18 protein-coding genes are annotated in these 25970 nt (G+C 70.4%); 7 read left to right on the top strand and 11 right to left on the bottom strand.

Translation table 11 applies throughout. The features are described from left to right. Positions 1-337: 337 nt before the first annotated feature. Positions 338-1372 carry a Gfo/Idh/MocA family oxidoreductase gene (locus tag AB0O28_RS32045; RefSeq protein ID WP_363646304.1) on the bottom strand — a complete coding sequence of 345 codons (1035 nt, stop codon included), beginning with the start codon at positions 1370-1372 and terminating at the stop codon, positions 338-340. A 91-nt stretch (positions 1373-1463) separates the two neighbouring features. Continuing rightward, complete coding sequence (locus AB0O28_RS32040; RefSeq protein ID WP_363646300.1) at positions 1464-2498, bottom strand: aldo/keto reductase; 1035 nt, start codon at positions 2496-2498, stop codon at positions 1464-1466. Positions 2499-2595: 97 nt separating this feature from the next. Here AB0O28_RS32040 and AB0O28_RS32035 point away from each other — a divergent pair, with 97 nt between their 5' ends. The 3 genes from AB0O28_RS32035 to AB0O28_RS32025 all read left to right on the top strand — a co-directional run bounded on the left by AB0O28_RS32035 (position 2596) and on the right by AB0O28_RS32025 (position 8544). Further along, positions 2596-3051, top strand: coding sequence for a MarR family winged helix-turn-helix transcriptional regulator (locus tag AB0O28_RS32035; RefSeq protein WP_363646299.1), 456 nt, complete (start codon positions 2596-2598; stop codon positions 3049-3051). A 226-nt stretch (positions 3052-3277) separates the two neighbouring features. Continuing rightward, positions 3278-5050, top strand: a complete 1773-nt coding sequence (locus AB0O28_RS32030; RefSeq protein WP_363646298.1) for a discoidin domain-containing protein — start codon at positions 3278-3280, stop codon at positions 5048-5050. Between the two features lie 17 nt (positions 5051-5067). Further along, a complete protein-coding gene (locus AB0O28_RS32025; RefSeq protein WP_363646297.1) occupies positions 5068-8544 on the top strand; it encodes a discoidin domain-containing protein in 3477 nt (1158 codons plus the stop codon). A 161-nt stretch (positions 8545-8705) separates the two neighbouring features. Here the strand turns inward: AB0O28_RS32025 and AB0O28_RS32020 are convergent, their stop codons facing one another. From AB0O28_RS32020 to AB0O28_RS32000, 5 genes are all read right to left on the bottom strand, one after another. Next, on the bottom strand, positions 8706-9263 hold the full coding sequence (locus AB0O28_RS32020; protein WP_363646296.1) for an SDR family oxidoreductase: 558 nt from the start codon (positions 9261-9263) through the stop codon (positions 8706-8708). A gap of 251 nt (positions 9264-9514) precedes the next feature. Next, entirely contained in the window at positions 9515-10432 is a 918-nt protein-coding gene (locus AB0O28_RS32015; protein WP_363646295.1) for a LysR family transcriptional regulator, read from the bottom strand. A 156-nt stretch (positions 10433-10588) separates the two neighbouring features. Beyond that, positions 10589-11533, bottom strand: a complete 945-nt coding sequence (locus AB0O28_RS32010; RefSeq protein WP_363646303.1) for an MBL fold metallo-hydrolase — start codon at positions 11531-11533, stop codon at positions 10589-10591. Positions 11534-11689: 156 nt separating this feature from the next. After that, the gene (locus AB0O28_RS32005) at positions 11690-13162 is read right to left on the bottom strand and encodes an ATP-binding protein (RefSeq protein WP_363646294.1); all 1473 of its coding nucleotides are present in this window, start codon (positions 13160-13162) and stop codon (positions 11690-11692) included. 120 nt (positions 13163-13282) lie between these two features. After that, entirely contained in the window at positions 13283-13870 is a 588-nt protein-coding gene (locus AB0O28_RS32000; protein WP_363646293.1) for a zinc-binding dehydrogenase, read from the bottom strand. 160 nt (positions 13871-14030) lie between these two features. Between AB0O28_RS32000 and AB0O28_RS31995 the strand changes: the two genes are divergently transcribed. The 4 genes from AB0O28_RS31995 (at position 14031) to AB0O28_RS31980 (ending at position 19651) form a co-directional block, all read left to right on the top strand. Then, positions 14031-15185, top strand: a complete 1155-nt coding sequence (locus AB0O28_RS31995; RefSeq protein ID WP_363646292.1) for a helix-turn-helix transcriptional regulator — start codon at positions 14031-14033, stop codon at positions 15183-15185. An 877-nt stretch (positions 15186-16062) separates the two neighbouring features. Further along, on the top strand, positions 16063-16665 hold the full coding sequence (locus AB0O28_RS31990) for a DUF4956 domain-containing protein (protein WP_363646291.1): 603 nt from the start codon (positions 16063-16065) through the stop codon (positions 16663-16665). After that, a complete protein-coding gene (locus AB0O28_RS31985) occupies positions 16662-17492 on the top strand; it encodes a polyphosphate polymerase domain-containing protein (protein WP_363646290.1) in 831 nt (276 codons plus the stop codon). Before AB0O28_RS31990 ends, AB0O28_RS31985 begins: the two co-directional genes overlap by 4 nt. Continuing rightward, positions 17483-19651: a CotH kinase family protein gene (locus tag AB0O28_RS31980; protein ID WP_363646289.1), complete on the top strand. Its 2169-nt coding sequence runs from the start codon at positions 17483-17485 to the stop codon at positions 19649-19651. The genes AB0O28_RS31985 and AB0O28_RS31980 overlap by 10 nt, the downstream gene beginning before the upstream one ends. A 157-nt stretch (positions 19652-19808) precedes the next feature. Here AB0O28_RS31980 and AB0O28_RS31975 read toward each other — a convergent pair whose 3' ends face one another. The 4 genes from AB0O28_RS31975 to AB0O28_RS31960 form a co-directional block, all read right to left on the bottom strand. Continuing rightward, positions 19809-21341 carry a hypothetical protein gene (locus AB0O28_RS31975; protein ID WP_363646288.1) on the bottom strand — a complete coding sequence of 511 codons (1533 nt, stop codon included), beginning with the start codon at positions 21339-21341 and terminating at the stop codon, positions 19809-19811. A gap of 157 nt (positions 21342-21498) precedes the next feature. Beyond that, positions 21499-22830 (bottom strand): PQQ-binding-like beta-propeller repeat protein, encoded by a 1332-nt coding sequence (locus AB0O28_RS31970; RefSeq protein ID WP_363646287.1) that lies wholly within the window; start codon positions 22828-22830, stop codon positions 21499-21501. An 868-nt stretch (positions 22831-23698) separates the two neighbouring features. After that, the gene (locus tag AB0O28_RS31965; protein ID WP_363646286.1) at positions 23699-25045 is read right to left on the bottom strand and encodes a hypothetical protein; all 1347 of its coding nucleotides are present in this window, start codon (positions 25043-25045) and stop codon (positions 23699-23701) included. A gap of 512 nt (positions 25046-25557) precedes the next feature. Then, entirely contained in the window at positions 25558-25959 is a 402-nt protein-coding gene (locus AB0O28_RS31960; RefSeq protein ID WP_363646285.1) for a hypothetical protein, read from the bottom strand. Between the last annotated feature and the right edge of the window lie 11 nt (positions 25960-25970).

Below are 25970 nucleotides of genomic sequence, written 5' to 3'. Positions count from 1 at the left end.
GTCAACGCCGACCTCGCCCTGCGCACCCCGGTCGACGTCGCCGCCGGCGAGTACCACTCCACCCTGACCCTCTCGCTGTTCAACCAGACCTGACCTGCCCGGTGCGAGCGAGCAGACAGGAGACACCTTCGTCGGCCAGAGGGCAGATCGACGGCGCTGACGCGCCGATCTGATTCACCCGGGGTGCCCCGTGACGCGAGTCGCGGGGCACCCGCTTCCGTTTCTGGCTCGCCTTCGGCCGGGTCTCCGCGAAGCCGGAATACTCCCCGCGGAGGTGGCGGCGTACTTCACCGCCGCCGGCGCCTCCCGCGTGCGGAGCCGAGGCCCGTACGTCCGGTCAGGCCGTCGTGATCGCGGACTCGATGTCACGGTGCCGGGCGGCGCCGTGCGTGAAATCGGGTACGCCCGGCGTACCGCCCTCGCGCAGGTCGTCCAGGAACCGCTGGTAGGCGTGCGCGACCGCGTAGGCCGGCGCGTCGGCGTGGGGGTCCAGCCGCGGGACGCGAACGTATGACTCCGGCACCGTCAGGGGAGCGAGTCCGGTGGATGTCCCGCGGCCGCCTTCGATGGTGATCGGGCTGAGCTGGAGGTGGCCGATCGGGGCGGTGATGACGAGGTCGCCCTCGGTGCCGTTGATCTCCCAGCGGAAGTTGATGCCCCGGGAAACGCCTCCGCGGTAGTGGAAGGTGACCACCGCGCCGCCCGGCAACCGTCCCGAGGCCACCACCTGGTCCGCGGCGGTCATGGGCACGGGCAGTCCGCTTTCGGTGTCCACGGCGGACGTACGCCACGACGCCAGGTCGATCCGCAGGTCCTCGGGCTCTCCCAGGACGGACGCGAGTCCGTCGAGGGTGTGGGCGAAGGGGATGGTCAGCAGTGTCGCGCCGTTGGCGGCGTCGAGCACGTAGTGATCGCCGGGGCCGACGGTGGCGCCCCAGGCGCCGCCGGAGCCGACGACCGTCGTGGACAGCACCTCCCCCACGTAGCCGTCGGCCACGAGATCCCGCACGTAGGCGAGGGCCGGGTGCGACCGCGCCTGGAGTCCGACGACGGTCGGCAGCGCGCGGCCGCGTGCCTGCCGCGCCATGTCCTCGGCCTCCGCGAGCCCGTTGCCCAGCGGCCACTCGCACAGCACGCTCTTGCCGGCGCTCAGCGCCGTCCGCACCAGCTCCCGGTGATGCGGCACCTTCACCGCCACGACCACGAGGTCCACCTCGTCGCAGGCGGCCAGTTCTGCCGCGGTCCCGAAGGTGCGCGACACACCGTGCTTGTGGCCGGAGCGCTCCGCCGACTGTTTCGAGCTCGCGGCGAGGCCCTCAGCTCGTAACCCGGGACGGCACGCAGGGCCGGCAGGTGGGCGCGCTCGGCCCAGCCTCCGTTCGCCCCGAGTCCGATGATCCCCACTCCGATCGGCTTTCCGGACCGGGCCGGCTCGGCGAGCGGCGACTGAGAGGTGTTCATGATCAGCGACCTGTTCTTTCTGTAGACGGTGCAGGAACGCGTTCGCTGTCCAGCAGGGCCATGAGAGGGGCGGCGTAGCGGGTGCCGGCCACCGCGCCGGCCGGGACGGCCTCGTCGATCGCGCGGAGGTCCGTGTCGGTCAGGGCGACGCCGGCCGCGGCCAGGGCCTCCTCGACGCGGCGCGGCCGGCGGGTGCCCAGGACGGCCACGATGGTGCCGCGCTCGCGGCTCTGGGCGATGACCCAGGCGGTGGCGAGTTGCGCGACGCTGACGCCGTGCGCGTCGGCGAGCGGCCGCAGCCGGTCGACGAGCGTGAGGTTCGCGGCGAGATTGCCGGGGTGGAAGCGGGGCAGCCAGTGGGCGCGCGGGTCGCCCTCGGCCGGTTGCCGATAGGCACCGGTGAGCAGGCCGTGTGCGAGGACCCCGTAGGCGGTGACGCCGATCCCCAGCTCGCGGCAGGTGTCCAGGATGCCGTTGGTCTCGGGACCACGGCTGAACAGGGAGTATTCGATCTGCACATCGCAGATCGGGTGCACGGCGTGGGCCCGGCGGATGGTCTCCGGCCCCACCTCGGAGAGCCCGATGTGGCGGACGTACCCGGCCTGGACCAGCTCGGAGATCGCGCCGATCGTGTCCTCGATCGGGGTGTCGGGGGCGAGGCGAGCGGGGCGGTAGATGTCGACGTGGTCGCTGCCGAGGCGGCGCAGCGAGTAGGCGAGCGCGTTCTTCACGTAAGCGGGCCGGCCCTCGATGCCGACGAAGGCTCCGTCGGGACCGCGCAGACCGCCGAACTTGACGCTGAGGAGCACCTTGTCGCGATCACCGGCGCGCAGGGCGCGGCGAATGAGGTCCTCGTTGTGGCCCATGCCGTAGAAGTCGGCGGTGTCGAGGAGGGTGATGCCGGCGTCGAGGGCCGTACGGATCGTGGCGATGGCGTCGCCCTCATCCGCGGGGGCGGTGTGGTCGGACATGCCGGCGCAGCCCAGCGCGACAGGGGCGACCCGGGGGCCACCGGTTCCAAGTTGTCGGGTCTGCATGGTGCCTCCTGTGGAGCGTGAAGGGTGGGACGGGGACGCCACGGGTGCGGCCGTTTGTTAACGTTGACATCTCAACACTAGGAAGAGGCGCGTTGATATGTCAACACAGGGCGAAGAGGCCGCCGCGTCGAACGAGGCCGCGACAGGCGCCGCACCGGAGCCCGTCGATTTCTGGGTCGCCTTCAAGCGCGCCCACGAGATCGTCCGAGCTCTCGTGATCGCGGACACCGCCGAGGCGGCGAACCTGTCCGAGCCGGACCTGACGATTCTCGTCAACCTCGTCAAGGCGGGAGGCGCCCTGCGCCAGAGCGAGCTCGCCGCCTCACTCGGCTGGGATCGCACGCGCATCTCCCACCAGCTCACCCGCATGAGCGAGCGCGGACTCGTCACCCGCGAGCGCACCCGCGGTGTCATCGTCACCCTCACCGACACCGGGCGCGCGGCCATCACCGCCGCACACCCCGGCCTGGACGCCGCGGTACGCCGCCACTTCACCGACAAGCTCTCCGCACAGGAGATCGAGACGCTGACCTCCGTGTTCAGCCGGCTTTGACGTGCCCCCGCGGCCCGGAGCCGGGCCGCCGTCCGCCGAACGCGGCAGCCCCTACTGCCGAGGATCGCGCCCGGCCCCCGGCGAATCCCGGTCGTACGCGACAGTAGACGCCGCGTGTCAAGATCTTTTTCTTGCACACTAAATTCAAGTATTGACCTAAGTATCGAAGGCGATCATTCTCTGGTCAGGGCTCGTCCCGTTCACCCCCCGAAGAGAGATCGCCATCATGAGACAGCGTTCGAGGATCCATCCCACGCGCCGCGCCCTGACGGCCGTGCTCAGCGCACTGGTCCTGGTCGTGGCCTGCGTCGTCGCGGCGGCGGCCGTGTCCGCACCGGCCGCGGCCGCGCCCGCGCTGCTGTCGCAGGGCAGGACCGCGACGGCCTCGTCCACCGAGAACGCCGGCACACCGGCGTCGGCCGCCGTCGACGGGAACATCGGAACGCGCTGGTCCAGCGCGTTCGGCGACCCGCAGTGGCTCCAGGTCGACCTCGGCGCAACGGCGACGCTGAGCCAGGTCACCCTCACCTGGGAGGCCGCCTACGCCACGGCGTTCAAGATCCAGGTGTCCGGCGACGCCTCCACCTGGACCGACCTCTACTCCACCACCACCGGCACCGGCGGCACGCAGACTCTCAACGTCACCGGCTCGGGCCGCTACGTCCGCGTGTACGGCACCGCCCGCGCCACCGGCTACGGCTACTCGCTGTGGGAGTTCCAGGTCTACGGCACGACGTCCTCCGCCACCTGCGGCACGACCGACGCAGCACAGGGCAGGCCCGCCACCGCCTCCTCCACCGAGAACGCCGGGACACCCGCGTCGGCGGCCGTGGACGGCAACGGCGCGACCCGCTGGTCCAGCGCGTTCGGCGACCCGCAGTGGCTCCAGGTCGACCTCGGCTCCACCAGGTCGATCTGCAGGGTCGTCCTGACCTGGGAGGCCGCCTACGCCACGGCCTTCAAGATCCAAGCGTCCGACAACGCCTCCACCTGGACCGACCTCTACTCCACCACCACCGGCACCGGCGGCACGCAGACCCTCGACGTCACCGGCTCGGGCCGCTACGTCCGCGTGTACGGCACCGCCCGCGCCACCGCGTACGGCTACTCGCTGTGGAGCTTCACCGTGAACACCACGGGCGGCTCGACGGATCCGACGACCGGCCCGACGACCCCGCCCGACGCCTTCTGGGGCGACACCTCGACCATCCCGGCGGCCAGGAACGTCGTCATGGTCAAGATCCTCAACAGGACCAACGGCCGGTATCCCGACTCGCAGGTCTACTGGAGCTACAACGGCCAGGTCCACTCGATCGCCGAGCAGCCCTACTTCGACATGCCGGCCAACACGGCGGGCCGGATGTACTTCTATCTCGGCTCCCCCACCAGCCAGTACTACGACTTCATCGAGTTCACCGTCGGCCCGTCGGTGTTCAACGGCAACACGACCCGGGTGGACGCGTTCGGCCTGAAGCTCGCGATGCGCCTGCACGCCCGCGACGGCTACGACGTCGCCGTCGGCGAGGACTACGCCACCTTCGCCGAGTCCCGCGCGGCGACGTTCCAGCGGTTCATCGACGAGGTGCCTGCCGAGTTCAAGCAACTGGCCCAGGTGCAGGCGCCGTACCGCATCCCGGCCCCGGGCAGCGCGTCGATCTTCCAGCCCGGCGGGGCGTACGCGAACTACTTCACCGGCTACGCCGCTCAGCAGGGCGTGACGGCGACGACCTCGCAGGTCACGGGGTGCGCCGGACCGCTCGCCGAGGCCCCGAAGATGTGCGCGGCGCTGAACCGGCACGTCGCCGGGATGTCCGACGCCCAGCAGTCGGACGCGGCGAACCACTACAAGGCCGCCCCGGCGAACTACTACGCGAAGTTCTGGCACGACCACGCCATCGGCAAGCTCGCCTACGGCTTCCCCTACGACGACTACGCGGGCCACTCGTCGTTCATCTCGCACGGCGACCCGCAGTGGCTGCTGGTCGCGGTCGGCTGGTAGCGCGGACAGGAGACGCCATGAGACACACCCTTCCGCTCCGGCACGGGCTCGCTCTCGTCCTGGCGGTGGCGCTGGCGCTGCTCGCGAGCGTCGTCGCCGGGCCCGCGCACGCCGCGCCCGTACTGCTGTCGCAGAGCAAGACCGCGACGGCCTCGTCCACCGAGAACGCCGGCACGCCCGCCTCGGCGGCGGTGGACGGCGACACCGGCACCCGGTGGTCCAGCGCGTTCGGCGACCCGCAGTGGCTCCAGGTCGACCTCGGGACCACGGCGACGCTGAGCCAGGTCACCCTCGCCTGGGAGGCCGCCTACGCCACGGCGTTCAAGATCCAGACGTCCGACAACGCCACCACCTGGACCGACGTCTACTCCACCACCACCGGCACCGGCGGCACCCAGACCCTCACCGTGACCGGCTCGGGCCGCTACGTCCGCGTGTACGGCACCGCCCGCGCCACCGGCTACGGCTACTCGCTGTGGGAGTTCCAGGTCTACGGCACGACCGGCACGTCCTCGGGCTGCACCGGCCCGAACGCCGCGCTGAACCGGCCCGCGACCGCCTCGTCCACCGAGAACGCCGGCACGCCCGCGTCCGCGGCCGTGGACGGCGACACCGGCACCCGCTGGTCGAGCGCCGCCGCCGACCCGCAGTGGCTGCAGGTCGACCTCGGCTCGGCCAAGACGATCTGCAAGGTGGTCCTGACCTGGGAGGCGGCCTACGCCACGGCCTTCAAGATCCAGGCGTCCGACAACGCCACCACCTGGACCGACGTCTACTCCACCACCACCGGCACCGGCGGCACGCAAACCCTCGACGTCACCGGCTCGGGCCGCTACGTCCGCCTGTACGGCACCGCCCGCGCCACCGGCTACGGCTACTCGCTGTGGGAGTTCGCCGTCCACACGAGCGGCGGCGGCACCACCGACCCACCGCCGACCGGCACGCCGATCTCGGCGTACAAGCAGGTGACGGCCTCGTCGTGGGAGGGCGGCAACGCCCCGGCGGCGGCGCTCGACGGGCGGACGACGACCCGCTGGTCGAGCCAGTACTCCGACGACCAGTGGCTGCGGGTGGACCTCGGTGGCACCGGGCACATCACGGGCGTCACGCTCAACTGGGAATCCGCGTACGCCACCGGCTACCGGATCGAGGTGTCCGCCAACGGCACGTCATGGACGCCGATCCACACCACGACCACCGGCAGGGGCGGCGTCGAGAACCTGAACGTCACCGGCGACGGCCGCTACGTCCGCTTCGTCGGCACCGCCCGGGCGACGGGCTACGGCTACTCGCTGTGGGAGTTCCAGGTCTTCGGCACCGTGGACACGGCGGCCACGACCGCTCCCCTGCTGTCCCCGCCTGCCAAGGCCCCGGCGGTCACCGGCCAGTTCGCGCTGTCCGCCCCCGCCGACAAGGCCATGGTCACCGACACCCGGCGGCCCGCGTTCTCCTGGGCGGCCGTCTCCGGCGCGGTGCGCTACGAGGTCTGGCTGAACGTCAGCCGCACCGACTACGACTTCACCGCCTCGGGCAACCTGATCGACCTCTACACCAAGGTCGCCGAGCCGACCGGCACGAGCTACACGCCTGCCTGGGACATCCCCGACCGGTGGACGTACAAGTGGTTCGTCGTCGCGGTGAGCGGCTCGGGCGCGAGGACGACCTCGAACATCCGCACCTTCAGCCTCTACCTGCCCGAAATCGAGCAGGTCGCCGACGGCGTCCCGATCGTCAACGGCGCCCGCGACCTCAACAAGAACGGCACGATCGAGCCGTACGAGAACTGGCGGCTGCCCGTCGAAACCCGCGTCAACGACCTTCTCGGCAGGATGACCCCCGAGGAGAAGGCGTACCAAATGTTCTACAACGCCCAGGCCTACCCGCTGTCGGGCTGGCACTTCGGCCCGGCGTTGCCGAACGACCTGCACGCCGTGCTGCTGAGCGCGTCCGGAACCCGGCTCGGCATTCCGCCGGTCTCCGCGGGCGACACCATCGCCGGATACCAGACCACTTATCCGCTGCAGAGCACGCTCGCGGCGGGCAAGGACTACGCGCTCGACTACAAACTCGGCGACATGCAGCGCCGAGAGGAACTGGAGGTCGGGGCGCGCGGCGTGCTCGGCCCGCTCGCCGAGGTCGGCACCAAGGTCCTCTACCCCCGCATCCAGGAGGGCAACGGCGAGAACGCCGACGTCGCGGCCGCCCAGGTCCGCGCGCTGGTGGCCGGGCTCCAGGGCGGCCCCGAGCTCAACCCCGCCTCGGTGCTGGCCACCGTGAAGCACTGGCCGGGCGAGGGCGCGGGCGGCGAGGCCGGCATCACCTACGACGCGGTGACGATCAAGTACCACATGATCCCGTTCAGGGCCGCGATGGAGGCCGGCGCCGTCAACATCATGCCCGGCTACGCCGGGAGCTCCTACCTCGACCCGGGCGGGTCGGGCGCGGGCGACAGCAAGCCGATCCTCGACTACCTGCGGAACAACCTGGGCTACACCGGTCTCATCACCACCGACTGGCTGCCGTCGTCGGTCTGGGTCAAGGCCGCGAACGCCGGCTCCGACGTGATGGGCGGCGCCGACCCCGGAGCCACCGGGTTCACGATGGCGACGTTCCTCGCAGGAGTCCCGATCGCGCGGATCAACGACGCGGTGACCCGGATCCTGCGCCTGAAGTTCACGCTCGGCGTGTTCGAGCGTCCGTACGGCGACCCGGTGAACGGTCCCTACCGCTTCCACCAGCCGTCGTACGTCGCGCTCGCCAACCAGGCCGCCAGGGAGTCCGTCACGCTGCTCAAGAACAACGGCGTGCTGCCGCTGAAGCTCAAGGCGGGCGACAACGTCGTGGTCGCCGGTCCGCGGGCCACCGACGGATCGTCCTGCTGCATCTGGACGAGCTTCTTCCACCAGGAGTACGGCTCGCAGACGCTCCTGGAGGCGGTTAAGGCGCGGGCGGCCACCATGGGCGTCAACGTCCACCAGGACACCGGGCCTTCGCCCAAGCTCGCGATCGTGGCGGTCGGCGAGCCGACCTACACGCACGCCACCGCCTGGGTGAAGGAGCAGCCCCAGCTGCCCGCCGACCAGCTCGCCGTCATCCAGAACTTCAAGAACCAGGGCATCCCGGTGGTCGTCGTGCTGACCCTCCCCCGGCCCATCGTCATCAGCGAGTGGAACGGCCTGGCCGACGCCGTCGTGGTGACGTACCGGGGCGGTGAGGAGGTCGGCCCGGCCACGGCGAGCCTCCTGTTCGGCGACTACACGCCGCGCGGCCGCCTGCCGTGGCAGCTCCCGCGCGGCCTCGACCAGATCCTCAAGCCGGGCGGCGGCGACGTGCTCGCCGACGCCGTAGAGGACTGGAACCTCCCCTACGACCTGGGCGCCACCGCCGCCCAGCGGTCGGAGATCCGGGCCCGCATCGACGCGGGCCAGACCGTCCCCACCACCTACGGCGACCCCCTCTATCCGTACGGCGCCGGCCTGCAGGGCTGGTCGTAGGACCGGGGACGCGGAACCCCCGGTCACCCGGGGGTTTCGCGCCGGCGCCGGAACGACGCCTCAGTTCACCTGTCCGATGGGGCGCATCTGCAGGTGGTTGATGTCCACGCCGTCCGGTTGGTCGAGCGCGAACAGGATGCAGTCGGCGACCTGCTCCGCCGTCATGACCGGGGCGCCGGGGCGGCCGCCGCGGTTGTCCCAGAAGGGGTGTCCACCATGCCGGGCGCCACGAGGGTGACGCCGACACCGTCTCCGGTCACCATCAGGCGGGTGTTCTCCGCCAGCGCGTGCAGCGCCCACTTGGTGACCGAATACAGGTTGCCCGGCGTGTTCTTGACCCCCGCGACCGAGCCGACCAGGACCAGCCTGCCCCCGGTCCGTCTCAGGTGCGGCAGCACGGCCTGCACGACCAGGGCCGGGCCGAGGACGTTGGTGAGGACCATCGAGCGCATGTACTCGGGTGAGTGGTCGGCGAGCGTGCCCGGCAACGAGAAACCGGCGTTGACGACGACGTTGTCCAGCCGTCCGAAGGTCTCCATGGTGAGGTCCACCGCCTGACGGACGTGCCCGGCGTCGGCCGTGTCACCGGCCACGGTCAGAAGCCGGTCGGCGCCGGCGCCGACCGCGGGCATCGGTTCGCCGCCGGGATTCCAGGCGTCGATGAACGCGGGCTGCCGGGCGAGCGCGACCACCTCCACGCGGCCACCGATGCTCGTCACACGGTGATAGGCGAAGGGGCGGCGGGAACCGGCGGCTGATCAGCGCGACCGGCGTCCTCGGGTGGGAGTGGGAACACGGGTGTCGCCTCTTCCAAAAGCAGCGGTGCTGCGCCCCTGAGCGCCACGGGGCCGGAGCCGTGCTGAAACCCTCACATGCCCGACTCGCGACGTTCGAATAAGCAGCCATAAGGAGGGGCATCAGAGTTTTTGGGCCCCACCGCTTTTATGACGGGCCCAGCCATTCCCGGGGACTACCAGGTCTTGGACCGCTCGACGAGGAACCGGTGCAGTGACGCCAGCCGGGGATCGGTCAGAGTGCCGGAGCGGACGGCGAGGTAGAAGGTGTTGATCGGCGGGATCTCGGGCTCGAGAAGGAGCACCAGGGCCCTTGCGGCGACCTCCTCGGCGCACAGGTAGGTCGGTACGACGGACATCCCCGCCCCCGCGACCACAGCCGAGATCACGGCACGCAGATCGGGGACCACCACCGACGGAGAGTGCGGCGCCGGGGCCTCGAAGACCGTGCGCCAGTACCGGCGGATAATCGGCATGGACTGCGCATAGGAGATGAGAGGAATCCTCTCCAGCGCCCGGCCTCCGTCGTCCGACAGCCGGCCGGTCGGCAGGCCGTCGGCGACACCGGGCGAGGCGACCAGGGCGAACTCCTCATCGGTCAGAGGCACCGAGTGCAGCCCCCGTCCGCCCGGTTTCACGGTGGAGATCACCAGATCCAGATGCCCGCTTTTCAGGTCGCTCAGGAGGTCGGACGCCTCCCCGAGGCTGATTCGGACGTCGACCCCCGAGGCGATGAGCGGCGCTATGGAGCTCATGACCCGGGCCGCGACCAGATCCGCCGGGCCGCCCAGTCGCAGGGGCCGTTCGGATGGGGACTGCCCGAAGTGGCGGCGCACGGCGGTGTTGAGCTGGCTGATGGAGCCCTCGATGTCGTGGGCCAGCGCCTCACCTTGAGTGGTCGGGACCGCTCCCGTGGGCGTACGGTCGAACAGCAGCGTGCCGAGTTGGGACTCAAGCCCGCGGATGTACTGGGTGACGGCCGGTTGCGTGATCCCCAGCTGCCGCGATGCCTTGGTGAACGAGCCGGTGTGGTAGACGGCGATGAAAGTCTGCAGCCACCCCAGTTGCACGCCCTGCATCCCCGAAGACGTCACGCAGCGAGTTTCTCCGTTCTCGTGTGACTACCCCATCGGGGATGGTGCAGGACCTTGTAAGCGAAAGTCAACCGGATCAGGCATCTCCATACATGCCCTCATCGCTGTTGATAGACAGGCAACTACTTTGCGAGCCTAAGTTTCCGTGCGCCCGCTTCAAACCGACGTGGGCAGCGGCCCACCGTGCCAGGTCACGGCGTCGGCCAAGGCGGCGAGGAGATCCACCTCGCCGCCTTCGGCCTCGGCGTAGGCGCGGTGCAGATTGAGCACCAGGCGCTCGGCGTCCGCCCATCCGGCGAACTCGCCCAGCTCCGCCGCCTGAGCGGCGGCCAGCGGGGTGAGCCCATGCTCACGTCCCGCCCGGGCGACGTCGAGGACGAAGCGGTAGTACCGCTCGTGCGCGGCCAGGACCCCCGGCAGCTCGGAGGCGGTGGCGAGCGCCCCGTGTCCCGGCACGATGTGCTCGGGTTCGAAGGCCACCAGCCAGTCCAGCGACCGCAACGCGCCCTCTATCGATCCCATCAGCACCAGCGGCGTGAGCCCGTTGAACAGCAGGTCTCCGGCGAACAGCACCCGTTCGCCGGGAAGCCACGCCACCACGTCCCCGGACGTGTGGGCGGCGTGGCCGGGGTGCCGCAACTCGACGCGGCGCGCCCCGAGATGGACGGTCAGCTCGGAGGTGAACACCACCGACGGCGGGCGGCGCGTCACGTGCCCCCAGTCGGGCACCGGCGTCCACGCCGGCGGGCAGCCGTCGATGATCGGATCGGCCAGCAACGACTCTCTCATCGCCGCGTGCCCGAAGACGACCGTGTCATCCGGGAGCAGGCTGTTGCCGTAGCAGTGGTCCCCGTGCTGGTGGGTGTTCACCGCCATCCGGACCGGGGCGCCGCCGGTCGCCTCGGCCACCGCGTCGAGAAACCGCCGGGTGCGCGCCTCGGTCGCGCAGGTGTCCACGATCAGGACGCCGCCCTCACCTGCCACGGCTCCGGCGTTGTTCACCCACCAGGTGCCGTCCGGCTGCACCCAGGCGAAGATCCCCGGCACCACCTCGTGCAGCCCTGCATCTTGCACCCCTGCCCCGTCGGCCCGCTCTACCATGCTCACGGCTCCTCTCGCCGGCGTCCCACCCAGGGGACCCTATCGACGGCGCCACCGCGCCCGCCCGGGTCCCGGGCATGCGTCAGCTGGGATGGACCGTGCAGGGACAAGGGCGGCTTTTTCGCGACAGGCCGCGCCACGCCGGACCGGCCCGCGTCAGCTCCGGCCGTACAGCGCCGGCAGGCCGATCAGGTGCACACCAGGCGAGGCAGCGCCCTGCGCGAGCGCCTTGTCGTTGAAGCCGGTGCCGCTGAAACAGACGAGGCGGGTATCCGTGGTGTCGTACCGGCCGGACTTGGCGATCAAGTCGCGGATGTGCCGGAGACGTTCGATGTGGGCGACTCCCATCGTGTCGTTCCACTTGGCTTCGCCGATGGCCAGCAGTGGCGGCTTGCCGCCGTCGGCGACGCCGATCACGGCCACGTCCACCTCGTGACCGGTTCTCGCCTTGGGATCGTGGACGACTCCGTGACCGACCCGGGCGGGCAGGCCGCCGAACAGGTCCGGATCGGCGTGATGGAGCGACCAGTCGCGGCAGATCTGCTCGAAGTGCGGACCTAGGACGTTGCTGACGAAGCGGCGGCGGCTGGCCTGCCATACCCGCGCGCCACTGCCCGGTCGCTCGAGCTGGTCCCAGACCGGCCGCATGATCGCGTGATAGAAGCGGATCAACGGCTCGGAGACTCGATAGGTGGCACGATTGTCCCGGAAGACATCCGCATCGCGATGCAGCAGGCCGGCGTCTTCGAGGACGTTGATGGGATGTGCGATGTCCGTCGCCTTGCGCTCCAGGTAGCCGGCCATGCCCCCGCGCGTGGCGTTGCCGTCGGCGACGGCCGACAGGACGGACAGATACAGGGCGCTGTCCCGCAGGTCCGGTTCCTCCGCCAGCAGATAACGGGCCTCACGGAACAGGGGCGTCTCAGGATTGAGCACAGTGCGGACCACCCAGCCGTCGAAGTCGTCGGGCCCCTCCGGGGTGTCACCGCGTGCGAACTCGCGGCGATAGGCGGGTGTGCCGCCGACGACCGCGTTGACCTTGAGGGCGAGCGCCGGGTCGGAGATCCCCCAGAACTCGGCGGCCAGACGGTGATCGAGTGGACGGACGAGCAGTTCCAGTCCCGCCCGTCCGCGCAACGGCGCGTTGCCGGACAACAATTTCCCCATGAAGGACAGGGCCGAACCACACAGCAACAGACGCGTACGCGAGTTGGTGCGCTGATCCCGCATCGGCCGGAACGCCTCCTGCACGAGAGAAGGCAATTCCGGGTTGGCCCGTGCGAGGTAGGGAAACTCGTCGATCACGACGGGGGTGGGCCGCTCGGAGCCGAGAGCGAGCAGTGCGTCGAGGGCTTCGGACCAGTCGGCGAAGTGGTAGGGGGTGACAGGGCGGGCATGGGCCGTCAACGCCACGCTCAACCGACGCAGAGATTCCGCGTCGGCCGCCTCGGTCGCCCCGAAGTAAAAACCGCCCGCGGCACGACATGCGGCGTCCAGAAGGAAGGTCTTGCCCTGGCGGCGTCGCCCGGAGACCACGCCGAGAGTCGCGCCGGGTTGCTCGTCGGTGATGAACCGCGCCAAGGCCGACCACTCATAATCACGGTCGAACACCTCGACCGGCTTGTCCATGGGAGCCCTCCCGGTCATAGGTCTGCAGTTATAAGAAGTGTAGACCTATAACCGTCCGAACGACCGGCCGCGCAATCGTGACAGCCGGAATCGGCCTGGCCGGTTGCGCCGCCTCGGCGTTCAGTGGTCCACAGTGAGCACGATCTTGCCGATCTGGGTGCCGGACTCCATGTGCCGGTGGGCCCGCGCGACCTCCTCCAGCGGGAACAGGCGGTCCACCACCGGGCGGAAGGCGCCCGTACGCAGACCCGAGGCCACGTAGGCGACGGCACGGCGCAACCGCTGCGGGTCCCTGGTGATCTCGAGCACGGTGTACGTACGCATGTTCAGCGCGGGCATGCCCAGGTCGAACCCCGGATAGGGCGTCGGCCGCCCGCTCTGCACACCCCACAGCAACAACGTCCCGCCGGGGGCGACGGCCCTGGCCAGTTCCGTCACGCCCGGCCCGGCGACGGCGTCGAAGACGTACGCGGCGCCTGCGCCGCCGGTCAGCTCCAGCACTCGCCCCGCGACGTCCTCCTCGTCTGAGACGACGACCTCGGCCGCGCCCTCCTCGATCAGCCGCCGGCTCTTGGCACGGGTGCGGGTGACGGCGATCGGCCTGCCGGAGGGCTTACGGCGCGGCTCGTCCGGCACCGTGCCGGACGGTCTCCCGTGCCGGATCGGGCCGGCGCGGTCGCGCCCGGCGAGAACGGTTCTGCCGGACATCGGCATCGTCAGGTGCGGCGGGGCCGCCGCGGTATCCCGCGATCGGGGTGTCGACGATTCGGAGGCATCCCTCAAACGGGGGGTTGTGCGGGCGGCCGGCGGTTCGGTCTCATGGACGGGACACCGCGCATCCACGGCGACGGGAAGAAAGACCTCGGCCATGAGCGGGAACGGCGGACTGCCCACGGCCGTGGCACGGAAGCTGACGGCCCTGAGGCGTGAGCTCGGCGAGGCGCCCGACGCGTCGACGCTGTTCTCCCGGGCTTCGCGGCTGCTGCGCCCGATCGTCGCCTTCGACGCCGCGGTGTGGCGGGCGATCGATCCGATGACCGGCATGATGACCTCGCCGGTCCGGGTGGAGAATCTCGGTCAGGACGGTTGCTCGGTGTACTGGGAGTCCGAGCTGCTGACCGAGAACGTCAACCTGTTCAGCGACCTGGCGCGCGCCAGGGTGCCCGCCGCCGGGCTGCACGAGGCGACCGGTGGGCTTCCCGGTCGCAGTGCTCTCTATCGGGCGTTTCTCCGGCCACGCGGCCTGAACGACGAGCTGCGCGCGGTGGCGCGTGCGGACGGGCACCCGTGGGGACAGATCAGCCTGTTCAGGGCCGAGGGAGAGCCCGTCTTCCATGCCGGGGACGCGATGGTCCTGCATCGGTTGTCGGCGGTCATCGCCCACCGGCTGAGGTCGTTCGCCGAACCCCGGGTGGATCCCGGCTCCGGGCCGATGCCCGGCGACGATGCGGGGCCCGGGCTGCTGTACTTCGCCCCCTCGGGGGAGCTGGTGTCCCTGAACGACGAGGCGCGGAGTTATCTGACCGAGATCGCCGCCCTGGGGGCGGAGCCGGCCGGCCGCACGCCGCTGGGGGTGGCGGTGCCCGCCTGGATCCACAGCACGGTGAGCAAGGCCCGGGCGATCGCGGCTGGCCGGGCCGGGGGTTCGGCTCGGGTGCGGGTCCGCGACAGGGCCGGCCGGTGGCTGGTGTGCCACGCCTCATGCCTGCGCGGCACGGACGGCGAGCCGGGGGCCTCGGTGGTGGTGATCGAGCGCGCACCGATCTCGGAGGTCGCGCCGTTGATGGTGCGGGCCTACCAGCTCACCGATCGCGAACTCGAAATCACCCAGCTCATAGCGCGGGGCATGGGAACCGCCGAAATCTGCGAGAAGCTGTTCATCTCGCCGCACACGGTCCGCGACCGCGTGAAGTCCGTCTTCGGGAAGGTCCGCGTCACCAGCCACGGTGAGCTCGTCGCGAAGCTGTTCACCGAGCATTACGCCCCGCTCAGCGAGGGCAAGGAGAAGCGCGTCTTCGACTGATGCGTTCGGGACGATGGCACATCCGGGTGAATCGCGCAAAAACCGGCACCGAGTTTCGCACGTCATGGCAAGCCACGGGCCGGAAACCGCGACAGGCGAATTCCCGATGTCATCGCTCCCCCGCGCCCTCGGTCCGCTCACGCGCGGCGAGTGCACGTCCGCTTCTCCGGCACCGGAAGTGCGATGCGAACCCCGTTCTCCAGCGCGTACGAACGGGGCGTGGGCGGCCTCATCTTCCGGAACACCGAGGAAGCCTCCGCCGAGGCGCCGCATCGCACGGATATCAGCCCAATTAGATCAACAATGATGTTGACACCGCACGCCCGTACGACCGGCGGAAAGCCTCCGTCCGGGCGGCGCTTCTCTTGTTCTCCCGGCTTCGTTCTCATCGGACGCAGGAGAGGAAGGCACGCACGGGCAGGTGGTTCTTCGCCGTCAGCACCGCCGCGACGGCTCCACACCATAGGCGTTCCGCCGACACCGGCGGTCGTCCCGGCCTTGACCGCTCCCGGCAACACCTCGCTCCTGAGGTCACGTCTCACTCTGTCGAACGGCCGGAACTGAAAGTTTCACATTGGCCCGCCATAAGCGCACCATGTCACCCGTCGCTCCTCCACGTCGCCGGGCGACGGCCCCCGGGACCTGAGAATTCCCCGCAGCAGGGAAAACCGATCCCCTGACGCAGGGAGACTCCCGCCCAGAACATATCTGGACAACAGATGTTCATTGACGGGTCACCTGTCGTGCACCTATCGTTCGGCATGGACTTCCGAAACTTTCTTTCCGATTTCGAAAGTTTCGGACGCCTTTCCCGGAAATCCACATGAAGGACCAGGCGGCGTCCTGCCCCCGCAGCGACTCAGGAGGAACGACGGTGATGTCACAGATCGTTCTGTTCGCGATCGACATCTGCGCAGTGGTGTTGCTCGTCTTCGGGCTCTACTTCCCCCGACACCGCCGGCGCGATCTGGTCGTCTCCTATCTCGGGGTCAACATCGGCGTCCTCGCGGTGGCGAGCGCGCTGAGCACCAGCAACGTCGGCGCCGGGCTCGGGCTGGGAATGGCGTTGTTCGGCGTGCTGTCCATCATCCGTCTGCGCTCGACGGAGCTCGACCAGCACGAGGTCGCGTACTACTTCTCCGCGCTCGCCCTGGGCATCCTCGGCGCGCTGAGCACCAGCTCGGTGTGGCTCAACGCCGGTCTGATGGCACTCATCGTCGCGGTGATGTTCCTCGGCGACCACCGGCGGCTGTTCCGGCGGTACCGGCACCAGATCCTGGTGCTCGAATCCGCCTTCACCGACCATGTCGCGCTCGTCGCGCACCTGGAACAACTCCTCGACGCCCGGGTGCACGCCGTCACCGTCCAGCGGCTCGACCTGGTCAACGAGACCACGCTGGTCGACGTCCGGTACGCGCTGACCGACCGTGCCCTCACCACCGAACCCGGCACGCCCGCCCACGCCGGAGCGCACCGATGACCACGACGCCCCTCGGCCCCACCCTGGCGCGGCTGGCTCCGGTCGGGCTCGCCGAGCTCGTCGACCGGGCCGCCTTGCAGACCAGAGTGGACCGCAAGTATCTCGTCCCGGTGGAGGCGCTGCCCCAGCTGCTTGGTCGGCTCATGCCGTACGCGCGGGTGCTGGACATCGACGGTGAGCGCACTTTCCGCTACAGGTCGGTGTATTTCGACACCCCGCAGCTGGTCAGCTTCCACTGCGCGGCCTACCGCAGGCGCCGGCGTTTCAAGGTGCGCACCCGCACCTACCTCGACTCCGCCCAATGCTGGCTGGAGGTCAAGATCAACGGCGCGCGGGGAAGCATCACCAAACACCGGCTGCCCTACGACCCGCGAAACTGCGGCACCGTGGACCCGGGGCGCGGCTTCGTCGACGAGGCGCTCACCCGCGAGTCGATCGGCCCCGCCGCCGGCAGCTCCCTCGACCCGATCCTGGTGACCGAATACGACCGCGCCACCCTGCTGCTGCCGGACACCGCGAGCCGGGTCACCGTCGACACCGCACTCGCCTGGCGGCACGGCGACTCCACGCTGTGGCTGCCGGGACTGGCCGTGGTCGAGACCAAATCCGCCTCGGCCCCGACGCCGGTCGACCGCATCCTGTGGCGGGCCGGGGTGAGGCCCGGCCGCATCTCGAAGTACGCAACCGGTCTGGCCGCTCTCCGTCCCGACCTGCCCGACGCGCCATGGCGGCGGACACTGCGCCGCCATTTCCGCAGCACCCAGTCGCCTGCCGGCCCCGCACCGGCCGTCTCCCACCGCCCCGAACAGGAGGCATCGTGCGTCTGACCCTCCGCAGCACCGGCGCCGCCGCGACCCGCCGCATCACGGGGGCCGCGGTCGCCGCCGTGCTCCTCGCGGGACTGCTCAACGCGTACCCCTCATCGGCGGGCGCCGAATCGGCGTCGACGCCCCCGTCGGGCCGCGCCGCGAGCACCACGACCACTGCCAGCTCCACGACCACTGCCGGCACCACGGCCGCCGCCGCGGACGACCTGACCGGCGACATCGTCTTCTCCGTGCCGAGCGGCACCTTCCAGGGACAGGTGTCGGTGTCGCTGAGCACCGCGATCAGCGGCGCGCAGATCCGTTACACCACCGACGGATCACCGCCCACCGCGCAGTCGTCGCTCTACGCGGGCCAGCCGCTGCAGCTCACCCGCACCACCCAGCTGCGGGCACAGGCGTTCGTCGGCGGCGCCGCGTCCGGGAAGCGCGGAACGGCCGTGTACGTCGCCCGCGACACCTCCACGGCCCACGACCTGCCGGTGGTCGTGATCGACTCGTACGGCAAGGGCAAGCCCGGCCGGGAGTACCTCGACTCCGCCACCATGATCTTCGAGCCGGGCGGCGGTGCGACGACCTCGCTGGCCGCGGCTCCGGCTGTCGCCACCCGTGCCGGCGTCCACCTGCGCGGACAGTCGTCGGCCTCGTTCGACAAGGCGCCGTACCGCCTCGAGTTCTGGGACAACGACAACGACGACGCCGACTACCCGGTGCTGGGAATGCCCGCCGACTCCGACTGGGTGCTGCGCGGGCCGTTCCCCGACAAGTCGCTGATCCGCGAGGCCCTCGTCTACGACCTCGGCAAGGAGATGGGGCTGCAGGCTCCCCGGTATCGGTTCGTGGAGCTGTACCTCAACACCGACACCGGCCCGGTGAGGGCCGACGACTACATGGGCGTCTACCTGCTCGCAGAGACGATCAAGAACTCGAAGAACCGCCTCGACCTCAAGAAGCTGCACGAGGACGACACGACCCTGCCGAAGATCACAGGCGGGTACATCTTCAAGTTCGAGTGGATGGCCGCCGAGGAACCGACGCTGCCGTGCAGCGGGTCGGCGAGCACCTGCTGGACCTACCTCGAAGTGGTCGACCCCTCACCGCTGCAGACCCAGCAGAAGGACTGGTTGCGGGGTTACATCCAGGAATTCCACAACGTGCTGCACTCACAGAACTTCGCCGACCCGAACACCGGCTATCGGGCGTACATCGACGTGAACTCCTTCATCGACCAGCTCATCGTCTACGAGCTCAGCCGGAACATGGACGCCAACTACCGCAGCGCCTACTTCTACAAGGACAGGGACACCAAGATCTTCGCCGGTCCGCTGTGGGACTACGACCTCACGTTCGGCGTGGGCGGATTCTTCCAGAACGACCAGACCGCGGGCTGGCAGTATCAGCAGACCCGGCAGCCGGTCGCCAACGACTGGTTCACCCAGCTCATGCGCGACCCGGCCTTCGTCGACCAGGTCAAGGCGCGCTGGCAGGCACTGCGTCGCGGCGCGTTGTCCGACACCGCCCTGCGGAGCAGGATCGACGCTCTGGCCGGGCCGCTGACCAACGCGGCGCAGCGCAACTTCCAGCGCTGGCCGAACCTCACGACGCGGACGATCGGCTTCTTCAACACGCCGACCGCGTCCACCTGGCAGGGCCAGGTGGACTACCTGCGGGACTGGATGCTGCGCCGCGCGGCGTGGCTGGACTCGACGGCGGGATGGGGCGGCCCGGTCACGTCGCCGAGCCCCTCCCCCAGCGCTTCGCCCAGCCCTTCGCCCAGCCCTTCGCCCAGCGTCAGCCCGAGCCCGCGGGTCAGCCCCAGTCCGAGTCCGTCCCCGTCCCCGTCCCCGTCCCCGTCCGGCGGGGCGACCGGCGCGTGCTCGGCGACGTTCCGGGTGGTGAACTCATGGACCGGCGGCTTCCAGGGTGAGGTCACGGTGCGTGCGGGCAGCGCGGCGATCAACGGCTGGACCGTGAACTGGACCTGGCCCGGGGGGCAGACCATCACCCAGCTGTGGGGAGGCGTGCGTTCGGGTTCCGGCTCGAACGTGACGGTGCGCAACGAATCGTGGAACGGCTCACTCGCGGCCGGCACGACCACGACCTTCGGATTCCTCGGCAACGGCTCGGCCGCCGCCCCGGCGGCCACCTGCACCAGCCCGTGACCTGAACGACGCCGGCGGGGTCCCGTCCGATCACCGGACGGGACCCGTGTCCGGTCGCCCCCGCTGTTCGGGGGCCAGGCGCTGTTCGGGAGCCGTGCGCCGTTCGGGGGCCGTGCGCCGTTCGGGGGGCCGGGTCCGGGTGACACGCTGAACCCGCTCACCCGCTCTCCTGGACGCGTTGGGACACCAGCGCGGACATCACCGTGAGCGGCAGTGACGGGTTGGCGGCGGCCGCCTCCACCACCTGCCAGTTGTCGTCCGCGAGCAATTCGACGACGACCTCGGGCGGCAGGGCCGGGTGGCCCGCGGCGACGGGCCTGGCCTCCCGATCGTGCAAGCACGCCGACAGCGCCCGCGCCGTCGCGTGGGGGTGGCGTGCGACCTCGCGGAACGCCTTCCGCACCGGCGGCCGGTGCCGCACCAGGTCCTCCAGCAGCGCCGGGGACGCGTCCGGATTCCTCGCCACCCTGGCGAGGACCCGTACGGCGTGCCGGTCGACCATGGCCCGCAGCCGGGCTTCGGACAGGCCCGGATGTGGTGCGATGGACTTGAGCACCCTGGCGTCGGCATCGGCGGCAAGCGCGTCACGGATCTCCGGCGGCAGGTCGCGCCGTTCGGCCACCAGCATGCGCGCGGCCGGATTCCGCGAGGCGGCGAGTTCTTCGATCTCGGCGAGTGAGGCGGTGGCGATCCGCGGCAGCAGGGTGGGACCGACCTTGACGGTTTCGGCCAGGGTGGTGAGCACGTCCAGCGGCACGCGCGGGTTGTGAGCGAGGCCGCGCTGCACCTCATGACCGGGGTCGGCGGCCAGCCTGCGGATCAGCCGGTCACCGATCGTGGGATTCTCCGCGAGGGTGGCGCGGATGCAGGGCTCCGGGCTGCCGGCGAGGCGTTCGTACGCCTCCGGGGACAGGCCGGTGCGCTCGGCCAGCGCCCATCGCAGCAGCGGCGAAGAGTCGCCGGCGAAGCCGATCACGGCCGCGGCGGGCGTGGCCGGGTTTCTCAGCGCCTGCTCCTGCGTGTCGTGCACGGTCGACTCGTGGGAGCCGTCACACGAGGCACCAGGGTGCAGCTCGCAATCGGGCTCCGAGCAGTACGGAACGTGGACGAACGGCGTCTCCTTCCGGTCGCAGACCAGGCACCGCCGCGCCGGGGGCATCCCCTCGCCGGTGAGCAGCGCGGCCAGCACCGCCGGCGGGGTCGCCTCGTTGGCGGCCACCGCGCGGCGGACCTCGGCATGCGGGTGCTCCGCGAGCCGCGCCGCCATGTCCGCGGTCGTCCACAGGGCGAGCTCCACGACGACCCTGATCTCGGTGTCGCCGGCGAGGGTCTCCGCCACATCGGGCGGGAGGCCGGGACAGGCCGCCAGTCGCTCCCGGCGGTCGGCGTCCGGATCCGCCGCGAACAGGCGCGCCCACTCCGGGCGGCCGACCCCCTCGGTCAGCAGCGCGAAGACGGCGAGCGGCTGCGCCACCGGATCGATGTCGGCGGCCGTCAGCAGCCCCCGCTCCGCAAGCAGCGCGGCGACGTCTTGGACCCGCGAGACCAGCGCCGCCGCCTGCCCGCGGGTCAGGTCCGCGCGCCGGGCCAGGTCCGCAGCGATGTCATCGTCCGCAACCGTGATCAAGCGGTCCACCAGATCGGCCGGCAGGGCAGGATTGGCGGCGAGGCCGCACAGGACGTGATCCACAGGGGCATACTGCCCGACCAGACCACCGGGGTGTGTCTTCAAGGGTTTCAGCTCCCGCGTCGTCAGCTCCCGCGCCGTCCGCGCCTGTCCGCGGGGACGCGGCATCGACTCCCGCCGCTGCCTTTCGGATGTCCCGGCCGCTTGATCGCCTGGCCCGTCAGCTCTCCTTGGTCTGGACGTAGACGACCGCGTGCTTCACAGCGACCGAGGTCCACGGCACGATGACGACGGCGCCGTCCCGCTCGAAGATTCTCGCGTCGTCCCCCTCGGTGCCGTACTTCTGCGGCAGCTGCGCCACCTCCGCCGCCTTGCCGGTGGCCGCGTCCAGGCGGATGAGCCGGGGAGGCAGGTCGCGCCAGTCGCCGACCTCCAGCGCGAGCAGGCCGTGGTCGTCGGCGCGGACGAGATTCAGCTTCGTGGGCTGGGTGCCGGACGACTCCCAGACCTGCTTGCCGGTCCTGAGGTCGAAGGCGAGCACCTTGTCACTCGATCGCGCCTTGCCCGGCACGTTCTCCGGGAACGTCGTGAGGTAGAGACGGTCACCGTGCACGGCGTAGCGGCGCTGCTCGAACATCCCGTCCACGAACGCCACCGTGTTCATGGCGAGCATGTCCACCTTGCCGGTCGTGAACTCGCTGCGCTTTCCGCCTCGGTCGTCGAGAACGAGGAAGGTGCTCTTGTCGCCGTCCTCCTGGCGGACGACCAGCGGGTCGGCCGACAGCATCAGGCTCATCAGGCTGAGATCACCCATCTTGTAGTGCCATGCGACCTTGCCGCTCTTCGGGTCGAGCACCTGCACGAAGTTGCCCGAGCCCTCGAAGCTGCAGTCGAGGAGCAGGGCCACCCGGGTGGCCGCCGTGTTCACGTCCTTGATGTGGCAGCCCTGGGGAAACCGGGCCGTCCACTGCTTCGCGCCGTCCGACAGGCGGTAGCCGGACAGGACGTCGTTCGCGTACACCACGGCGACGTCGCCCGCATCCATGATCCGGGGCACCGTGAGCGAGTTGGCCAGCCGGGACTTCTCCGCCGGAATCTTGATCTTCCAGGTGATCTTTCCTGTCGCCGCGTCGACGCCGGCCAGGTGGTCGCACAGCTGGTCACTGCCGTACGCCACGGCGCCCTTGCCGTTCGCCGCCAGGGCGGCGGTGGCGCCGCAGAGCTGGTCGCCGGGCGAGGGGGCGCCCCAGGCACGTTTGCCCGAGGTCAGGTCGTAGGCGAGCACCCCGTCACGCTGCACCCGGATCACCGTCTTGTCGGTCAGCCAGCCCGCGAACGCGAGTCCCTGGCTGAAGTCCATGCTGTCGGCGTTGGCGAGCGGCACGGACCACTCCTTCGAGCCTCCGCCGGATCCGGCGCCGGAACTCCCGCCCGCGACGAACCAGGCGGTACCCGCCCCCACCGCCAGCAGCACGACCAGCCCGAGCGCGACGAACAGCGCAGTCCTGCCCTTGCCGCCGGACGCCTGGGGCTGTGGTGGAAGCCCCTGCACGGGCTGGCCCGGAGCGGCATGGCCCTGGCCGGGGTAGCTCCCCGGCGGACCGGGGTACCCCTGTTGACCCGGATGTCCGTGCGGACCGGCATACCCCTGTTGATTCGGATACCAGGGCGCTTGACCCTGGCCTGGCAAGGCGGGTGCCGGAGCGGCCTGAACCTGCCCAGGTGGCGCGAGTGCCGGAGCCGCCTGAACCGGCTGCGGCTGCCCATAGGGCTGCGAGTACGGCGGGCCCGGGTATCCCTGCCCCGGCTGGCCCTGGCCTTGCCGGCCCTGACCCGGATACCCCTGTTGACCCGCGTAGCCCTGCCCCGGCTGGCCCTGACCTGCTTGCCCATATGCCGGCACGCCAGGGGCGCCCGGACCCCAGGGCGCGGCCTGCCCGGGCGGACCGTAAGCCGGAGGAGCCGCGACCGGAGGAGCCGGGGTCTGCCCGGGCGGACCATAAGCCGGAGGAGCCGCGACCGGAGGAGCCGGGGCCTGCGGCACCGGCCCGGCCTGGCTCCACTGCGCGGGTTCGCCCCGTTGCCCCTGACTCCCCGGATGCCCGTACACCGGCTGGCCGGGCGCGGCCTGCCCGTACGCCGACTGCCCGTATGCCGGCTGGCCGGGCGCGGCCTGGCCATAGGCCGAGTAGCCGGGTACGGCCTGACCTGGGATGGGCTGACCCGGTGCGGGCTGATTGGGTGCGGGCTGGTGGCCCCAGCCTCCGGCGTCACCCGGTTGTCCCTGCCCGAGGTGCGGCTGTTCCTGTCCGCCATAGGGCGATCGGACCGGGCCGGTGGGGTACGGCGAGGGCGGAGTGGGCGGAGTGGGCCCGCCGTACGGGTCGCTGTTGTGCTGATCCGTCATGTCTCTCCCCCGATCACGCGAGCTGGGCGCGAACGAAGCCCGCCCACTGCCGCTCGAAGTCCGCCTTCGTCACGCCGAGCGCCTGGAACAGGGCGGCTTCGCTGTCGTCGCCCGGCGCCCGGTAGGCCGCGACCACGCCCGCGACCAGCTTCCGCTCGCCGTACTTCTGGGCGGCGAACCGCATGGCCAGATGCCCCATGAGGTAGTTGACGCTGGTCATCTGCTTGAAGTCCCAGAGGGCGTTGGTCGGCAGCTTCCCGTCGAACGGCATGGCGAGCTGTCCTGCCACGTAGGCGCGGCCCTCACTGATACGCCGGTTTCCGTTGATCGGCTGGTTGCGGCCGGCGACGTACTCGGCGAAGCCCTCGGTGATCCAGTTCGCCCTGCCGAACAGAGCGAACTGCGCGCTGTCCAGCCCGGCGACGAGCGAGTGCGCGAGCTCGTGCTCGGAGATCTCCATGATCCCCTGCTCGTTCCTGAAGAACTCGGACGTCGTGTCCATGACGACGCGGGTGCCGCCGATCTTCACCGTGTCGTCCCCGGTGCGCCAGCTCGGCATCGCGATCGAAACGCCGGCCTCGTTCGCCTTGGCCGTACGGAACAGCCTGCCGAGCTGCGTCTGCCCCTTGACCAGCGCGACCACGAATCCGGACGGCACCTCCGCACCCGGGTCGCCGTTCTTCCGCCAGAAGGCGAGGTCGCTCGCGGCGGCGGCGGATACGGTCGGCGCCATGCGCCGGGCCAGGGCGGCGTTCTGCGGCCTGGCGAGGATGAGGTTGTCGCCCGCCTTCGTGACCGTGACGTCCGGCCAGACGTCCCACGGGCCGGGGTAGTACATGGTCTTCGTCACCTCGCCACCCGTCGGCGGCGGCGCGCCCTCCACCTTCGTCACTACGAGGGGCGCCTTCGGCGACGCCTTCTCGATGGTCCAGCGGTACCACTCGGACACCGGACGCAGGTCGATCCCGGCGAACCGGTGGACGAACGCCACATCCTGGGTGAACTTCACGCCCCGCCCGAAACTGTCCTCAGCCCGGCCCTGTCGGCGCAACACCTGGTAGGACTGCTCGGCCAGCGGCATTTTGCGCAGGTTGGCGAAGACCCGCGCCTGATCCCGCGTCAGAGCGGCGTTCTTCTTGTCGAAGATCGAGGTGAACGCCTTCGCATCGCCGGAGGTCAGCGCCGCGGTGTGCGCCTGGACCAGCTTGGCGATCTCGTCGTCCTTCACGACGACCGTGTTCGGGTCGGTGGCGGCGGCGTCCCCCGTGGTGTCGCCGCCGGTGCCGCCGCCCCGCAGGACCAGGCCCACCCCTGCGCCCACCGCGACGACGAGGACAAGGGACAGGATGCCGAGCGTCACCCACAGCCCGGTCCTGCGTGGGGGTACGGGCGGGGGTGGCGGAGGCTGCCACTGCTGTGGTGGAGAACCGTACTGCCACTGCGGTGGAGGTGAAGGTGGAGACTGCCACTGCGGCGGCTGAGGCGGATACTGCTGGTGATAACCGGGCCCCGTCGTCACTTTCGCCCCGTAATGATCAGGTTTACCGAAAGGCGTAAAGCGTATCAGCGGCCAAGAAGCGGCCACGGGATCTTCACCGGGGAACACCTACGCGTACTTCCGGCATGTCGCATGACCAGGGATTTCGAGACTTACAAGCGAACGTGCGGGCCCTTCGCGGCCAATCCGCGAGGCCTACGGCCATTCGCGCGGGCCGGCCAATTCCTGACACATCGATAATGGAACGATCCATCTGTCGAAGGCGCGGAAGACAGCGGAAGACAGAGGAGAAGCAACGCGAGGAGAGGGGTCGCCGTGGGCATGCCGGGTTCCCCTCCCGATCTCGGCGAGGGCGTGCGGCGACGCGTCGGCCGTCAAGAGGTGGTGGCGAGGCGAGCGCGGAAACCGGGCCGCATCCAGACGAGCTGGACGACGCTCAAGCCGAACATCAGGACGCCCAAGGGCACGTGCAGGGCCTTCACGTGCGCGATGCCGAGCGCCACCTGCGCCAGCGTGAGCCCCAGGAACCCGGCCGCGTACAGGACGGGCCGGGGCGAGCCGCCGCCCGGCCGCCATGCCAGGGCGGCGACGACCAGGTGCACCAGCGCCACAACGAACACCGTGTACGCCCCGGCACTGTGCAGTGCCCCACGGCCGGGTGAGGACAGCACCAGCCCCGCGGTGACCGCCTGCACGAAGACGGCCACGGTTTGCAGGCTGACCGCGGCACGTACGAACATGAGGGTGCCTTGCTTCGTCGTCGTGCGCATTGGCATGGCGAGGTCTT

The sequence above is a fragment of the Microbispora sp. NPDC088329 genome, from assembly GCF_040685655.1.
GTDB lineage: Bacteria > Actinomycetota > Actinomycetes > Streptosporangiales > Streptosporangiaceae > Microbispora.
This window is presented reverse-complemented; position numbering and strand designations above follow the sequence as displayed.

Bases quoted from the DNA above. Each gene is read 5' to 3' on its own strand.
- AB0O28_RS32040 (WP_363646300.1), bottom strand. From the start codon at position 2,498: ATGCAGACCCGACAACTTGGAACCGGTGGCCCCCGGGTCGCCCCTGTC.
- AB0O28_RS32035 (WP_363646299.1), top strand. From the start codon at position 2,596: ATGTCAACACAGGGCGAAGAGGCCGCCGCGTCGAACGAGGCCGCGACA.
- AB0O28_RS32030 (WP_363646298.1), top strand. From the start codon at position 3,278: ATGAGACAGCGTTCGAGGATCCATCCCACGCGCCGCGCCCTGACGGCC.
- AB0O28_RS32025 (WP_363646297.1), top strand. From the start codon at position 5,068: ATGAGACACACCCTTCCGCTCCGGCACGGGCTCGCTCTCGTCCTGGCG.
- AB0O28_RS32010 (WP_363646303.1), bottom strand. From the start codon at position 11,533: ATGGTAGAGCGGGCCGACGGGGCAGGGGTGCAAGATGCAGGGCTGCAC.
- AB0O28_RS32005 (WP_363646294.1), bottom strand. From the start codon at position 13,162: ATGGACAAGCCGGTCGAGGTGTTCGACCGTGATTATGAGTGGTCGGCC.
- AB0O28_RS32000 (WP_363646293.1), bottom strand. From the start codon at position 13,870: ATGTCCGGCAGAACCGTTCTCGCCGGGCGCGACCGCGCCGGCCCGATC.
- AB0O28_RS31995 (WP_363646292.1), top strand. From the start codon at position 14,031: ATGAGCGGGAACGGCGGACTGCCCACGGCCGTGGCACGGAAGCTGACG.
- AB0O28_RS31990 (WP_363646291.1), top strand. From the start codon at position 16,063: ATGTCACAGATCGTTCTGTTCGCGATCGACATCTGCGCAGTGGTGTTG.
- AB0O28_RS31985 (WP_363646290.1), top strand. From the start codon at position 16,662: ATGACCACGACGCCCCTCGGCCCCACCCTGGCGCGGCTGGCTCCGGTC.
- AB0O28_RS31960 (WP_363646285.1), bottom strand. From the start codon at position 25,959: ATGCCAATGCGCACGACGACGAAGCAAGGCACCCTCATGTTCGTACGT.